Below are 14,572 nucleotides of genomic sequence, written 5' to 3' on the forward strand. Positions count from 1 at the left end.
CTCTTCTTGTTAACCCTCATCGTCATTCGATACACTCCAAAGCAGTAAGTCAGATGCGCTTTAGCCAATTAAGGAAGGAATCATGGCAGAAGAAAAAATCGGCAATACCAAGAAAATTGATAAAAAACTCTACGAAAAAGAGTTAGAACGCCTTCAGGTCGAACTCGTAAAGCTTCAGGAATGGGTGAAACACACTGGTATGAAGGTGGTGGTCATTTTTGAAGGTCGTGATGCGGCAGGGAAGGGCGGAAGCATCAAGCGCATTACCGAAGCACTCAATCCTCGGGTGTGTAGGGTAGCAGCCTTGCCGGCTCCGACTGAGCGGGAGAAGACACAGTGGTATTTCCAGCGCTATGTTAAACATCTGCCAAGTGCCGGCGAAATCGTTCTGTTTGACCGCAGCTGGTATAACCGCGCGGGTGTTGAGCGTGTTATGGGTTTTTGTTCTGATGAAGAGTATCAGGAGTTTCTTCGCTCATGCCCTGAGTTTGAGCGCATGCTTGTTCGTTCAGGCATCACTCTGGTTAAGTATTGGTTCTCTGTCTCCGATGAGGAACAGGAGCGTCGCTTTAAAGATCGCATCGACCGTCCCCATAAGCGCTGGAAACTGAGCCCGATGGATCTCCAGTCCCGTACCCGCTGGGTGGAATATTCCAAAGCTAAAGATGCTATGTTTGTGCATACGGACATTCCTGAAGCTCCTTGGTTTGTGGTTGACGGAGAAGTTAAAAAACGGGCCCGCCTTAACGTCATCAGCCACCTCTTAAGCCTGATTGAATATGAAGATCTGACCCCTGAACCGATTGAGCTTCCTGAGCGACAGGAAGATATTGGTTATGTTCGCCCTCCGTTGGATTCTCTCAACTTCGTTCCGGATATATACTAGGGGTAGGGTTCAGAATCACAGAAGGATACTGAACTGATAACAACGGCCCTGTTCACAGGGCTTTTTTATGTGAGAGCTTCCATGCTAAGTGTTAACGAATATTTTGAAGGTAACGTAAAGTCCATCGGTTTCGACAACAACCAGGGTCAGCTAACTGTTGGTGTTATGAATGCTGGTGATTACACCTTTGGCACCAGCCAACATGAGACTATGACCGTTGTGTCTGGCGCACTGACTGTGAAACTGCCGGGTAGCGAAGAGTGGATCACCTTTGCTGCCGGTGAGCGTTTTGAGGTTGATGCAAACCAGAGCTTTGACCTTAAAGTTGCAGAGCCGACTGCGTACCTGTGCCAATACCGCTAATCAGCGCTATGGTTAGAAAAGAAACCCGCTAATGCGGGTTTCTTTTTGTCTTGTGTGAGTGTAATGGAGGTTTTATGGAGCGAAGGACTTTTCTTCAGGGGATTCTTTTTTCAGCGGCGGGCATCTGTGCCCCCGAAGCTTTGGCTCTGACATTTGAAGAATACAAGCAACTCCAGAACACCCAGTTTGATGACTATCAGGCCAGATTCAGAGCAGCACAGCTCGTTTATCAGCAGGAGATCAAACAATATTGGTTGAAGGCAGAGATGAGCAGTAAAAACGCTTTTGTCAGCTATTCCCGTGATCTGCTGGTTCGCTCAACAATTGATTATGAAGCCGGTACGGTAACCGTTGAAGCTCAGGGAGCAACGCCGGCTGAAGCAGGTCAGAAAATCAAGCAGGAGGTAGAGCGGTTGTTAAGCCTGGATACACAGACTGCTTACAAAGAAGATCCGATTCTGCAACTTGTTGAGCGTGATGCTATTAACAAGAACGCTGAGCAGTTACCTCGTGAGCCACTTGTTGGTGACCTCTTTGCTGGGAAGAGTGCAGGGGAGGTTATTAAACCTGCTAACAAGAGTATTAAAGAAGACCGGCGCCCGGTGGCTAAAGTCGTCATCAAACTCCCTGAAGGGAGTACGGCACAAAAAGCTAAACAGTATCTGCCGCTAGCTGAAGAATATGCCAGTGAGCAAAAGGTATCCGCAGCCTTAGTGATGGCTGTAATGCATACCGAGAGTTATTTTAATCCAATGGCCAGAAGCCATATTCCGGCTTTTGGTTTGATGCAGATTGTTCCACAAAGCGCTGGTTTAGATACTACTGAATATCTTAATGGACGCTCGCGACTTTTAACGGCGTCTGAGTTATACCAGCCCAAAGTGAATGTGCGTTCAGGCTCAGCATACCTACATCTGCTTTATTATCGTTATTTACGCCAAATCGAAGACCCGCTTAGTAGGCTCTATTGTACCGTTGCGGCTTATAACACAGGCGCTGGGAATGTGGCCAGGACATTTACGGGTAGTACCAGCGTGAGAAGTGCCGCCGTTAAGGTTAACCGGTTACAGCCCCAACAGGTTTATCAGCAGTTGAGGAAAGGTCTTCCCTACAAAGAGACACGGGATTATCTGGAAAAGGTTGTATCCAGAATGGCGCTTTACAGCGCCTGATTCTGGTAAAAGCAAGTGGGAATGGACGGGGTTTACCTAAACCCCTGACCGGCTTTCGTAAACAGGATGACCTTCCTGTTCCATTTTATCGATCAGCTTCAAATATTCGCTGGGCGGTTCAGAGATACTTACACCAAGCTTATATCCCATCCGATCATCAAAGTGCTTGCAATAAACGACTTTAGATTTGAGGGTAAAGGCGGCTAGTCTGCGTGAGTTTTTACAAATCAGATTGATAGTGAGCTCCTGAGAGTCATCAAACGGAACCTCAGAGATAACCCTGAGGCCATGGCTTGATGCATTATGGATGCTGACATGTAGTACAGGCGCAAAACCCGAGCTTACCCGGGCTTTCCAGATTACCTCAAAACGAGGTTCACTTCGGTTTACTTTAGACATGATGATCTCCGATAGTAGCCCGATGACTCTCAATGGTGTTTGGCTACAACTGTCATTATAGTTCTTTTTTCTTACCGGAAAGAGTCAGAGAAAAGCCGCTAATGTATTTATTTTATTGGAGTTTTGTAGCTTTTCCCTACTCAAATGATCCATGCCATCACTTCGTGTTTTGTTGATTATTTTGGTGCTGCCCGACGTTCAATTCCCGCTTCTTCCATCATTCGGGTCGAGATCTCTTCAACAGAAAAATGAGTGGAGTTGATGTAAGGAATACCGAAACGCTGATAGAGCATTTCTGCTTCTTCTACTTCCATTTCACACTGACGAAGGGATGCATATCGACTGTCAGGCTTACGTTCATTACGAATATTGGCCAGTCGATCGGGATCAATCGTTAAACCGAACAATTTATGCTTGTAGTGACGGACAGCTTTAGGCAATTCGCCATACTCAAAGTCATCATCAGTCAGAGGGTAGTTAGCAGCCCGGATACCAAACTGAAGAGCCATGTATAGGCAGGTAGGTGTTTTGCCGCAGCGTGAAGGGCCTAATAAAATAATGTCGGCTTTGTCGTAATGACGGGTTCGGCCGCCATCATCGTTGTCGATGGCAAAATGCACGGAGTCAATCCGGTCTTTATAGACTTTGTCATCTTCGCGGATCGAGTGGGATTTACCCACGCTGTAGGAAGATGCAGAACCCAATTCCTCTTCAAGAGGAGCGAGGAACGTAGAAAAGATGTCCAGAGTGAAGGCATCAGCACTTTTCAGCACGGAACGCACATCATCATTTACAATGGTATCCACGACAACAGGACGAATACCATCTTCTCGGTAAACACTGTTAATTAGCTCGACCAGACGTGAGGCTTTGTCTGTCGAGTCGATGAAGGGCTTAATGACATAAGTGAACTCAGTGTGCTCAAATTGAGCCAGGAGACTTCTACCCAAAGCCTCCACGGTAATCCCGGTGCCATCGGAAACAAAAAAGGCGGTGCGTTTCATAATTATTCGCCTGCAACTTCATGGTATCATTAGAAAATTCTCGTTCTATTGTCGAAGAATTCATCTGAAAAGCAAGCTCAGGGGGAGATTTAAGTTGGACGCATACATCGCGTGGTTTGATCAGCTTGGCATGAATGATGTCGAGCATGTTGGTGGTAAAAATGCATCTCTGGGTGAGATGATCAGTAATCTGGCCGGTGCAGGTGTTTCTGTTCCCGGTGGTTTCGCAACGACTGCACAGGCGTACCGCGAATTTCTGAATTATGAAGGGCTTGCCGATCGTATCAATGCAGAGCTGGATAAGCTGGACGTTGATGATGTTAACGCTCTTACCAAGACCGGAGCTCAGATCCGTAGCTGGATTCTTGAAACGCCATTCCCGCCTGCTCTTGAAGAGTCCCTTGAAAAAGCCTACGCCCAGCTGCAGAACGGCAATGAAAATCTGAAAGTCGCGGTTCGTTCTTCTGCGACAGCGGAAGACCTGCCGGACGCATCTTTCGCTGGCCAGCAGGAGACATTCCTGAACATTCAGGGCCTTGAGCACATTAAAACAGCGGTAAAAGAAGTTTTTGCGTCTCTGTTTAATGACCGTGCGATCTCTTACCGTGTTCACCAGGGCTTTGACCACTCTCTGGTTGCCCTGTCAGCAGGTATCCAGAAGATGGTACGCAGTGAAACTGGTGCCAGCGGTGTGATGTTTACACTGGATACGGAATCCGGTTTCCGGGATGCGGCCTTTATTACTGCGTCCTATGGTCTGGGTGAAACAGTGGTACAGGGTGCGGTAAACCCTGATGAATTTTATGTACACAAGCCGACTTTAGACGCCGGTCGTTTTGCGGTACTGCGCCGAAATCTCGGCAGCAAGATGATTAAGATGGTTTACGGCGAAGCTGCCGAAACCGGTAAGTCTGTTGAAACTGTGGATGTGAGCCCTGAAGAGCGCCGTCAGTTCTGCATTACTGACGAAGAAGTGATGGCACTTGCCCGTCAGGCAGTGATTATTGAACAGCACTACGGCCGCCCGATGGATATCGAATGGGCCAAAGATGGTGATGATGGTCAGCTGTACATTGTTCAGGCGCGCCCTGAAACAGTAAAAAGCCGTGCTGATGCTAACGTAATGGAGCGTTACCTGCTGAAAGAGCGTGGTGAGGTTCTGGTTGAAGGTCGTTCTATCGGTCAGCGTATCGGTTCCGGTGCTGTACGTATCATCATGAGCCCGGATGAGATGGATAAGGTTCAGCCGGGTGACATTCTGGTGACCGACATGACCGATCCGGACTGGGAACCTGTGATGAAACGCGCCTCGGCGATTGTCACCAACCGTGGTGGCCGTACCTGTCACGCAGCGATTATCGCACGTGAGCTGGGTATTCCCGCGGTTGTAGGCTGTGGCGATGCTACAGAGCAATTGAAAGAAGGTCAGCTTGTCACGGTTTCCTGCGCAGAAGGTGATACGGGTTTCATCTACGAAGGTGAGCTGGACTTCGAACGTATGACCAATAATGTGGATTCCATGCCGGATATCCCGTTCAAGATCATGATGAACGTGGGTAACCCGGATCGTGCTTTCAGTTTTGCAGCTCTGCCCAATGAAGGTATCGGTCTGGCGCGTTTGGAGTTCATCATCAACCGTATGATTGGTGTGCACCCTAAAGCCCTGATGGATTTTGATACTCTGTCGCCGGAACTGCAGCGCAGTATCTCCAAGCGCATCGCAGGATATGCCTCACCGGTTGATTTCTATGTCGACAAGCTGGTGGAAGGTATTTCTACGCTGGCTGCGGCTTTCTATCCGAAAAAAGTGATTGTGCGTCTGTCGGACTTTAAGTCCAACGAATACGGCAACCTGATTGGCGGTAAGCTGTATGAGCCAGCGGAAGAGAACCCTATGTTGGGCTTCCGTGGAGCTTCCCGTTATATCTCAGAATCTTTCCGTAGCTGCTTTGAGCTGGAATGCCGGGCACTGAAGAAAGTTCGTGATGTGATGGGCCTGACCAATGTCGAAATCATGGTGCCGTTTGTACGTACTCTGGGCGAAGCCCGTGAGGTGATCGATCTGCTGGCAGAAAACGGTCTCAAGCGTGGTGAGAACGATCTGCGTGTGATCATGATGTGTGAGCTGCCGGCTAACGCCATTCTGGCGGATCAGTTCCTGGATTACTTTGACGGTTTCTCCATCGGCTCCAACGATCTGACGCAGCTGACACTGGGCCTGGATCGTGATTCCGGCATCGTTGCCCACCTGTTTGACGAGCGTAATCCGGCAGTTAAAGCGCTGCTACACATGGCGATCAGTGCCTGTAAGAAAGCTGGTAAATACGTCGGTATTTGCGGTCAGGGGCCTTCTGATCACCCGGATCTGGCCAAGTGGCTGATGGAAGAGGGGATCGACAGCGTATCTCTGAACCCGGATGCCGTCCTCGAGACCTGGTTTATGCTGGCGGATAAGGATAGTTAGTAAGCAATCGTCTAAGCTTCAAATTGTAAGCCCCTGTGTGTGTACATACAGGGGCTTTTTCATGCCTGATAGTGGCGTCAACGGAGATTCTATGGCGAATAATACGGATAAAAAGTTCACGGGTAGTAATTTGCAGCTTTTGATAATCATTTTATTTTTGAGCCTGATGACAGGATGCGCAGGGACAACATCGCTGTTTTTCTACCCCGATACACAATGGTACTCCACTCCAAAAGACGTAAAGCAGCCCTTTGAGAATATTGTGCTGACTGCCGTAGATGGAACCAGGCTGCATGGCTGGTGGTTACCTGCAGAGGGTAATAATTCAGATACGGTAGTGCTTTATCTGCATGGGAATGCCCAGAATATCAGCACTCATAGCCATAGCATTTATTGGCTACCTAAATCTGGTATTGATGTTTTCGCCCTTGATTATAGAGGGTATGGCGCTTCTCAAGGAGATCCTGCATTACCTGAGATTTTTCAGGATATTGAGGCCGCAACTCTATGGATAAGAAGAAAATTTCCTAAGAAGAAATTGATCGTGGTTGGGCAGAGTATTGGTGCTGCTTTGGCTATAAATTTTGTTGCTAAAGCAGGTGAGCAATATGCTGTTGATGGAATTGTTCTTGATGCGGCATTTATCAGTTATGGAACAATTGCTAGACATGTCACTAGCAAAAGTATCTTTGGCTGGTTTGCATACCCGTTCACGATTTTGGTCCCAAGTACATGGGATCCTAAGAATATCGTTTCCGAGATTAAAGTTCCGGTGATGATAATGCATAGTAAAGATGACCGTGTGATTCCATATGATCATGGTGTTGAGATTTACGAGCAGATGATAAAGAGGGGCAACAACCGCGTTTGCTGGTTAGAGAGTCATGGAGGGCACATAGCATCTTTTTCATTTGAAGATATCAGAAGACAAACCTTAGATTTTATCCTGAGGCATGAATGTTCTGAATAGTATCAATATACCGGTCTGATTGATTGTTTTTTCTTTCTGATTTAGGCAATAGCCCTCATATTTTCTGATAAAATATCATCATTAACTTTTATTAATCATTCGGTTATGAGGTCACAAATGTCAATTGAGCGTCTGGAAGTAGGTCAGCGTATGAGCCGTATCGTTAAGCACAACGGTACTATTTACCTATGTGGTCAGGTTGCCGCTGATGCTAATGCGGATATTAAAGAACAAACCCGCACTACCCTGGAAAAAATCGAGAAGCTGCTGGCTCAGGCAGGTTCTGATAAGAACCATATGCTGTCTGTGACTATTTATGTGCGTGATATGAAAGACTTCGCGGCAATGAACGAAGTTTGGGATGCGTGGGTACCGGAAGGTGTTGCACCAGCTCGTGCCTGTGTTGAAGCACGCATGGCTCGTCCTGAACTGCTGGTTGAAATGTCTGTGGTTGCCGCTGAGATCAATTCCTGATTTCATTAAAAGCCAACCATAAAAAAACGCGCTAACAGCGCGTTTTTTTATGGCCTGTCACCTTAGGAATTTACTTATTCCATGGGTTTGGGGCTTCAGTCTCTTCCACCTTAGGCTCTGCTTGAGCAGCACCTTTGGTGACTTTCGGGTTGCTCAGATATGCAAATGCGGTAGTGAAAGCAACTTCCTGGAACATTTTCAGACCGGTTTCACGGAAATCGATCGGCATCGGAGTTTTCTTCAGCTGCTCTTTGATCTGAGTCGGTGTCAGAATTTCCACATCAACAGAGCTTAATGCCTGAAGAGCGCCTTCCATTTTGAAACCTACTGCACCACCTGCAAACTTGCCTTTATGCGGGCGCTGGCGGATTACAACACGATCTACTTTATAATCTTCCAGTAATTTTCCGAAAGACTGCTGGAAGTAGCGCATTTGCTGTTGATCATCGCTGTCTTTCACTGAGAAACGGATTTGACGGCAGTCTGGAATATCAAACAAGTCACCGGATTTAGAGAGCAGGCAGATCAGCGCTTCACTGCCCTTTAGTTCAACACCACAAACTTTCATAATGCACCTGTAAACGAAATGTCGCGGCATTATAAACCCATTGTTAACATAAACCCATTGTTAACATATACCCGGCCACAACCTTTAATGTACAAACGCCGCCTAGTGGAGCTTTTATGCAAGCGGAACGCTTTAGCAGCACGCTTCGGTTACCAGCCGATAGCTTGTTGATTTTATTTGTCGGAAACGACCTGATTACAGACGCCTCTGCTGAGCCATTACACAGTGCTGACAAAATGCTCGCTTTCTGGCAGAAGGAGCAGAATCTGCCGGATATCGAGTGGCGTTATATTGCTCAACGTGAGGGACTACCTGTCTACTGCGCCCGAAGTTTTGACTGGCAGCACTGGCCTGACGAATTTCCTGAACACTTTACCCGTTATGGATTCCGGGCACTTTTACCTCAACTGGATCAGAGTGACTTTGAGCTGATCGCTTCAGGCAGCCAATTGTTAACCTGGGAGCAGGACCATAACTACTGCAGTCGTTGTGGCCATAAAGCACGTATGCACCCGATAGAAAATGCGATGTGTTGTGATGCCTGTGGTTATAGGCAATACCCAAGAATTAACCCCTGCATTATCGCGCTGATTACAAGGGGAGATGAGGTGCTACTGGCCCGTAACGCCAGTTTTAAACCCGGTTATTTCAGCTGTATTGCAGGCTTTATAGAGCCGGGTGAAAGTGTGGAGCAGGGGGTTCAACGCGAGATCTTTGAAGAAGTAGGGGTGACGGTTAAGAATATTCGTTACCAGTCGAGTCAGAGCTGGCCTTTTCCGCATTCACTGATGCTGGGTTTTATCTGCGACTATGACTCTGGCGAGATCAAAGTCGATGGAGAAGAGATTGTTGAAGCCCGCTGGGGCAGGCTGGATGATTTCCCGCTTAAGCCCGGAAGTTTTGCCATCTCAGGGCAGCTGATGCAGGCGTTTGCCGACACGATTGAAACAGAATAAAGGCCCTCGTGGCCTTTTTTATTATTTGTATTGAATCCGAACAATATACAGCTTTCGTATCTGTTAAGTATTTTTCAATTAAGTGTCTATAAAACAAAACAGGAACTGACACTATGGATTACCCTCTGATTGGCATTGTTCTTTTTGTCGCATTGGCCTCGATATTTCTTTCGCCAAAAGCTCGTTCTACATCAGGTTTCTTTCAGGGACATTCTCCCGATGGGAAAGCGCCTGAGCTTTTAACACTGATATTCTCACAGGTGACCACCTGGATTTTTGCCCGATCTTTAATGAATGCCGCCATTTTAGGCTTCTATTACGGTATCTGGGGCACTCTGGCATACGCAGCCTATTACCTGTCCTTCTTTACCGGTGGCAAGATCATTGATCACCTCAGATTCAGACAGGGGTATGGCAGTGTTCAGAGCTTCCTGTCTGATCGGTTCGGTAAGGTAGGAACCAGCTGTTATAACACCGTGATTGGTGTTCGGCTGGTGAGTGAAGTCTTTGCCAATTTATTAGTCATTGGTCTCTTGTTTGGTGTCGCAGGAAGCCAGGCCTATACATTGGGGGTTATTGCAATCGCTTTGATCACCCTGATCTACTCAATGTTGGGGGGATTACATGCATCCCTTAAAACAGACCTCTTTCAGATGATTGTTTTCATCGGTGTACTTGCACTCCTGATGATTACTGCTGCTGCCAGTGGCAGCTTTAATGATCAGCTGCTGACGTTCAAACCCTTCGATATCACTGAACCCGGCCCGGTTTTGTTGCTGGTGGCATTGCTACAGGTGTGGAGTTACCCGATGCACGATCCAGTGATGATGGATCGCGGTTTTCTGGCTGACCGTGAGACGACTCGTTCGAGCTTTATACACGCGGGTTGGATCAGCATGCTCTGTATTCTTCTGTTTGGCTTGCTGGGTGTTATGGCTGGCAGTCATGCGCTAAGTGGAGAAAATATGAATCAGGCACTGACGCGAATCCTGGGCGAGCTGCCAATGCTACTCTTCAGTGCATCTCTGATTATTTCTGCGATGTCGACTTTGGACAGCGCACTGTCCAGCTCTGCAAAACTGGCAATCGTGGATATGAAACTGTCTGCAGAGAGTGTCAGTCATGGTCGCGCTGCTATGGCAGTCTTTATGCTGTTAGGTGTTGCTCTGGTCTTTCTCGGTAACAAAGACCTGTTCAGTGCAGTAGCGGTAAGTGGAACGGCTTCCATGTATCTGGCTCCGGTGATCTTCTTCAGCCTGTGGGGTAATGTTAAAGAGATCCCTGTGGCGAGCTATTTCTCCAGCTTCCTGCTTGCGATTGCTGGTGCTGCGCTTTATTTCACGGAATCCTCCGGATACAGCTCGCTGATTGGCGATAGCCACAAATACACTAAGCTGCTTTGGATATCGCTAACTGTTCTTGTTGGTGGCTGTCTGTTCTTTTGGTTCGGTATGAAACTCTCAGGCACAGCCAAAGAAGTAGCCGGACTTAATGATGAGCAACTTGCGAAAGGTGATGCGTCGTGATGGATCCGGTTCAGCTAGATCAAGCACAGGATTCCCAACAATCACTTAATTTGGGCCATATCGCAAAGCCTATGCTGATATTCGGTGGACCTTACAGCAACCTTCAGGCAACTCAGGCGATGCAGCACAAGGCCGTTGAGCTTGATGTCCCACCGCAAAATGTAATTTGCACCGGCGATATCGTTGCCTACTGCGCGGAACCTGAAGCCACCACATCGCTTATCCGGCAGTGGGGTATCAAGGTTGTGATGGGCAACTGTGAAGAATCTTTAGCAGAAGGTGCACTGGATTGCGGCTGCGGTTTTGAAGAGGACTCTGCCTGTTCACTGCTCTCAACAGGCTGGTACAGCTTTGCACGTACTAAGGTTTCTGACGAGCATAAGCAGTGGATGGGATCTTTACCGCGATCAATTCACTTTGAAATGGCTGACAAGAAGTTTCAGGTTATCCATGGCGGGGTTGATCAGATTAACCGCTTTCTTTTTGCTGGCAGTGACACTCAACGTTTTAACGATGAGTTTGCAAAAACATCAGCTGATGTTGTGATCGGTGGGCATTGCGGCATTCCGTTTCACAAAGAGATCGGGAACAAGCATTGGATCAATGCTGGTGTCATCGGTATGCCTGCTAATGATGGAACAGACACAACCTGGTATCTGTTGCTTGAACCTGATACAGCGAGTGGGCAAATCAATGTGAGCTGGCATCGGCTGAAATATGATGTCTCAGCGGCCCGGAATGCCATGGAGGATGCGGGTTTAATCACTCCTTACCGACAGGCTTTGGCTGACGGGCTTTGGCCGAGTATGGATGTGCTCCCTGAAGCGGAAAAAGCTCAGCAAGGACGTGAGTTACGGCTTGAGAAACTGGCTCTTTAATCGGCCAACTGAAAAGTTTCTGACTCAGAAAGAAAAGGGCAGGCTAATTTCCAAACTATGGAATCAAGCCTGCCCTTTTCATATTTGATGGATCTGCTAGAGCCTATTCACTGCTACCTGCAAGTTTATTCTCCGGCTCTTTTGTACAGATTTTTGCCGCAAACCCCTGTACACGTTTACCCATGGTAAAAATAATGGTGAAAGCTATAGGCCATGCAACAACAAAAGCCTGCGCCCAACGTCCCGGGAAGCCTGCATCAACACCTGTGTTATAGGCTGTGATCACGCCAGTCATGATAAATACCATCAGGATAGACATCAGTAGAGGGGCGACAATGGGTAGATATTTCTTAGGTAGCATGATGGATATCCTAAATTTTAAGTGGGGTATTTATTTTAGACTATGCTTATATTGCTTAGTAAGTCAAATCCGACTAATGAGGTAGGAATTATTGTTTTGTTTGTCATTGTCCTCAAGAGGTTTCTTACCCTGTTTAAGATTTAAAATAATCAGTCAGGCACTTTTTAAATAAAAAAAGCCTGCCGGGATTGGCAGGCTTTTAAACGGCTCGATGTTTTATAGCCAGAAAAGATTATTTTGCAGCAGGCGTTGTTTCAACTTCCTGAGCTTCGCCGTTTTCAGACTCTGCAGCTTCGATCCAAGGCTTAGCAATCAGACTTCTGCGCTCTTCATCTACCTTGATGAGCTGAACCTTGATCTGATCGCCAAGGCGATAGCGGGTTTCGCCCTCGATGATTACCTGACCGGAATTATTATCCAGTGTCATCGCCTTGCGGTCTTTATGGATCATACTGCCCGGAATAAAAGGTGCTGCGCCATTGTCCAGCAGACGAACACGCATACCACCGCGGCTAATGTCAAAAACCTCACCCTCAAACAGGGTCTGTTCTTCGACAGCTGGTTTCAGGAAGCGAGTGTATAGCCAATGGCAGGTATCGCGTTCCGCCAAACGGCTTGATTGACGCTGCTGATCCAGCAGTTCGCCCAGTTCATCATCAGGTGCTGTCAATTCTTCACCCGAGAGAATCTGTTTGATCAGACGATGGTTAACCATGTCGCTGTATTTGCGGATAGGGGAGGTCCAGGTGGCATAACCATCAAGACCCATGCCATAGTGCGGTGCAGGTTTGTTCTGAGTCAGCACATAACCCTGGAAGCGACGCAGGCGGGAATCCAGCCAGTTGTTATCTTCACCGATCAGACGACGACGGAATGCAGCATAGCCTTGCAAAGAAGCGAGCGTTTCTGCGTCCACTTCATAACCCTGCTCGTTAGCAATGGCAACCACATCCTCAATTTTCTCAGGCTCGAAACCGATATGGGTGTTGTAGATACCGACTTCACGGGCTGCCAGGAAGCGAGCAGCACTGATGTTGGCCAGCACCATAGTCTCTTCGACCAGCTTATGGGCAGAGCGACGCTGCTCAGCGATGATAGCAGTCACCTGACCGTCACTATCCAGCTTAAAGCGATAATCCGGGCGATCTTTAAATACGACGGCGTTTTCAGTACGCCATTTAACACTGGCTTCAGCCACTTCGCTTAGGGCTTTCAATGACGGTGTAATCACGGCGTTGATATCAGCGGATTGCTGAAGATCTTCACCGAGTTCGAGCCAGTTGGACACTTCGTCATAACTCAATTTGGCTTTAGAGCTGATCCATGCGGCGAAGAACTCAGGCTCGCCCTGAATTGTACCGGCCTGATTAATCTGAACCTGACAGCAGAGCGCAGGACGCTTTTCACCAGGTTGCAGAGAGCAGAGCTCATCACTCAGCGTCCGGGGCAGCATTGGAATGTTACGACCCGGAAGGTAAGTGGTGTAACCACGTTCTTTAGCGATCTGATCAACATCAGAACCGGCTGCAACATAAGCGGATGGATCGGCAATTGCGACTGTCAGCATCCAGCCATCGGCATTGGCCTCGGCATGAATCGCATCGTCCATATCCCGGGTGCTTGGGCTATCGATGGTGACCAGAGGCAGATCGGTGAGGTCTCGACGCTCCAGAGTTTCAGGCTGAAGCTCGAATGGTGTATCAGTGACTGGCGCATCAGCAGATAGCTTGTGACGAGCCAGGCTGATCAACCAAGGCAGATTGTTGTCTTCTGCAGATGCGATTCGCTGAACAATCTCAGTCTGGAATTTGCCGTCACGCAGGGCATGTTTTTCCAGTAGGGCGACAACCCAGTCACCTTCTTTAAACTGATCTTTCTCTAACGGAGCCTGAACCACAGCGTTTAAGGCCCGGTTCAGCAGGTGGTGTTCCGGCATCACCTGTAATTTATTTTTAAAGAAGCAAACGCGACCAATAAAGCGGATCAGAGAGGCTTCGGTAAGACTTTCAAGCTCGGCAGATTCTTTACCATCATTACTGACCAGACGTGCCTGAACACGGTCACCATGCAGGACCTTCCGCATTTCCGGTGGCGGGACGAAATAGCTTTTCCCTTTGTCTGTCTCCAGAAAGCCGTAACTCTTTTCCGTGGCTTTAATCTGCCCTTCAATGCGGGGAGCAGACTCCTGAAGATCATTCTTAAGTTGTTTCAGCAATTCTAGGTTCTGTAGCATGGAATCATATCTGGCCAAGGTAAATAGGCTTGGAATGATAGTGCCCTTGGATGACAAAACCAATATTTTTAATCAATTAGCCCTCAATCCACCTTCCTCTCGTCAGGTGTTAACTGTTTGAATGTTCAGCAAAAAATCCTTTGTGACCGAGTAGAACTTTTTGACCAGTGAACTTGCAGTCCAGCTGTGTGACAATGGCTCGGCGAGAGGGTCGGGTCCTGTGGCGATCCTCTTGTCAGGTACTGAATACGCAGTCGATGTTTTTCTCCGGCACAGAGTCAGACATCAGAGTTTAATCACTGCGTTTAATTATCACCG

14 protein-coding genes are annotated in these 14,572 nt (G+C 47.8%); 9 read left to right on the top strand and 5 right to left on the bottom strand.

All coding sequences use genetic code 11. The features are described from left to right. The first annotated feature begins 82 nt into the window (after positions 1–82). From ppk2 to BV405_RS02510, 3 genes are all read left to right on the top strand, one after another. Entirely contained in the window at positions 83–886 is an 804-nt protein-coding gene (gene ppk2, locus BV405_RS02500) for a polyphosphate kinase 2 (RefSeq protein WP_086479264.1), read from the top strand. Between the two features lie 81 nt (positions 887–967). Beyond that, the gene (gene ppnP, locus BV405_RS02505) at positions 968–1,249 is read left to right on the top strand and encodes a pyrimidine/purine nucleoside phosphorylase (protein WP_086479265.1); all 282 of its coding nucleotides are present in this window, start codon (positions 968–970) and stop codon (positions 1,247–1,249) included. 74 nt (positions 1,250–1,323) lie between these two features. Next, the gene (locus tag BV405_RS02510; protein WP_086479266.1) at positions 1,324–2,421 is read left to right on the top strand and encodes a transglycosylase SLT domain-containing protein; all 1,098 of its coding nucleotides are present in this window, start codon (positions 1,324–1,326) and stop codon (positions 2,419–2,421) included. Between the two features lie 36 nt (positions 2,422–2,457). Here the strand turns inward: BV405_RS02510 and BV405_RS02515 are convergent, their stop codons facing one another. Next, positions 2,458–2,820, bottom strand: coding sequence for a PilZ domain-containing protein (locus BV405_RS02515; RefSeq protein WP_086479267.1), 363 nt, complete (start codon positions 2,818–2,820; stop codon positions 2,458–2,460). Positions 2,821–2,996: 176 nt separating this feature from the next. Next, positions 2,997–3,824 carry a posphoenolpyruvate synthetase regulatory kinase/phosphorylase PpsR gene (ppsR, locus tag BV405_RS02520; RefSeq protein ID WP_086479268.1) on the bottom strand — a complete coding sequence of 276 codons (828 nt, stop codon included), beginning with the start codon at positions 3,822–3,824 and terminating at the stop codon, positions 2,997–2,999. Positions 3,825–3,918: 94 nt separating this feature from the next. On the opposite strand from ppsR, the gene ppsA reads away from it, so the two are divergent. The 3 genes from ppsA to BV405_RS02535 all read left to right on the top strand — a co-directional run bounded on the left by ppsA (position 3,919) and on the right by BV405_RS02535 (position 7,732). Further along, a complete protein-coding gene (gene ppsA, locus BV405_RS02525; protein ID WP_086479269.1) occupies positions 3,919–6,288 on the top strand; it encodes a phosphoenolpyruvate synthase in 2,370 nt (789 codons plus the stop codon). Between the two features lie 91 nt (positions 6,289–6,379). After that, positions 6,380–7,258 (top strand): alpha/beta hydrolase, encoded by an 879-nt coding sequence (locus tag BV405_RS02530; protein ID WP_176330019.1) that lies wholly within the window; start codon positions 6,380–6,382, stop codon positions 7,256–7,258. Positions 7,259–7,375: 117 nt separating this feature from the next. Continuing rightward, positions 7,376–7,732 carry a RidA family protein gene (locus BV405_RS02535; protein WP_086479270.1) on the top strand — a complete coding sequence of 119 codons (357 nt, stop codon included), beginning with the start codon at positions 7,376–7,378 and terminating at the stop codon, positions 7,730–7,732. Between the two features lie 70 nt (positions 7,733–7,802). On the opposite strand, the gene BV405_RS02540 is transcribed toward BV405_RS02535, so the two are convergent. Beyond that, positions 7,803–8,300: a DUF3010 family protein gene (locus tag BV405_RS02540; protein ID WP_086479271.1), complete on the bottom strand. Its 498-nt coding sequence runs from the start codon at positions 8,298–8,300 to the stop codon at positions 7,803–7,805. 116 nt (positions 8,301–8,416) lie between these two features. Between BV405_RS02540 and nudC the strand changes: the two genes are divergently transcribed. From nudC to BV405_RS02555, 3 genes are all read left to right on the top strand, one after another. Further along, entirely contained in the window at positions 8,417–9,256 is an 840-nt protein-coding gene (gene nudC, locus BV405_RS02545; RefSeq protein WP_086479272.1) for an NAD(+) diphosphatase, read from the top strand. Between the two features lie 113 nt (positions 9,257–9,369). Continuing rightward, positions 9,370–10,782: an SLC5/6 family protein gene (locus BV405_RS02550; protein ID WP_245832217.1), complete on the top strand. Its 1,413-nt coding sequence runs from the start codon at positions 9,370–9,372 to the stop codon at positions 10,780–10,782. Next, positions 10,782–11,660, top strand: coding sequence for a metallophosphoesterase family protein (locus BV405_RS02555; RefSeq protein WP_086479273.1), 879 nt, complete (start codon positions 10,782–10,784; stop codon positions 11,658–11,660). The genes BV405_RS02550 and BV405_RS02555 overlap by 1 nt, the downstream gene beginning before the upstream one ends. A gap of 103 nt (positions 11,661–11,763) precedes the next feature. On the opposite strand, the gene BV405_RS02560 is transcribed toward BV405_RS02555, so the two are convergent. Next, positions 11,764–12,021: a DUF2798 domain-containing protein gene (locus BV405_RS02560; protein ID WP_086479274.1), complete on the bottom strand. Its 258-nt coding sequence runs from the start codon at positions 12,019–12,021 to the stop codon at positions 11,764–11,766. A gap of 232 nt (positions 12,022–12,253) precedes the next feature. Beyond that, the gene (locus tag BV405_RS02565) at positions 12,254–14,254 is read right to left on the bottom strand and encodes an exoribonuclease II (RefSeq protein WP_086479275.1); all 2,001 of its coding nucleotides are present in this window, start codon (positions 14,252–14,254) and stop codon (positions 12,254–12,256) included. Positions 14,255–14,572 lie beyond the last annotated feature (318 nt).

The sequence above is a fragment of the Oceanospirillum sanctuarii genome, assembly GCF_002150805.1.
GTDB classification, from domain to species: domain Bacteria; phylum Pseudomonadota; class Gammaproteobacteria; order Pseudomonadales; family Halomonadaceae; genus Oceanospirillum; species Oceanospirillum sanctuarii.

Coding starts and splice junctions, on each gene's coding strand:
- ppk2 (WP_086479264.1), top strand. CDS start 83: ATGGCAGAAGAAAAAATCGGCAATACCAAGAAAATTGATAAAAAACTC.
- ppnP (WP_086479265.1), top strand. CDS start 968: ATGCTAAGTGTTAACGAATATTTTGAAGGTAACGTAAAGTCCATCGGT.
- BV405_RS02510 (WP_086479266.1), top strand. CDS start 1,324: ATGGAGCGAAGGACTTTTCTTCAGGGGATTCTTTTTTCAGCGGCGGGC.
- BV405_RS02515 (WP_086479267.1), bottom strand. CDS start 2,820: ATGTCTAAAGTAAACCGAAGTGAACCTCGTTTTGAGGTAATCTGGAAA.
- ppsR (WP_086479268.1), bottom strand. CDS start 3,824: ATGAAACGCACCGCCTTTTTTGTTTCCGATGGCACCGGGATTACCGTG.
- BV405_RS02530 (WP_176330019.1), top strand. CDS start 6,380: ATGGCGAATAATACGGATAAAAAGTTCACGGGTAGTAATTTGCAGCTT.
- BV405_RS02535 (WP_086479270.1), top strand. CDS start 7,376: ATGTCAATTGAGCGTCTGGAAGTAGGTCAGCGTATGAGCCGTATCGTT.
- BV405_RS02540 (WP_086479271.1), bottom strand. CDS start 8,300: ATGAAAGTTTGTGGTGTTGAACTAAAGGGCAGTGAAGCGCTGATCTGC.
- nudC (WP_086479272.1), top strand. CDS start 8,417: ATGCAAGCGGAACGCTTTAGCAGCACGCTTCGGTTACCAGCCGATAGC.
- BV405_RS02550 (WP_245832217.1), top strand. CDS start 9,370: ATGGATTACCCTCTGATTGGCATTGTTCTTTTTGTCGCATTGGCCTCG.
- BV405_RS02555 (WP_086479273.1), top strand. CDS start 10,782: ATGGATCCGGTTCAGCTAGATCAAGCACAGGATTCCCAACAATCACTT.
- BV405_RS02560 (WP_086479274.1), bottom strand. CDS start 12,021: ATGCTACCTAAGAAATATCTACCCATTGTCGCCCCTCTACTGATGTCT.
- BV405_RS02565 (WP_086479275.1), bottom strand. CDS start 14,254: ATGCTACAGAACCTAGAATTGCTGAAACAACTTAAGAATGATCTTCAG.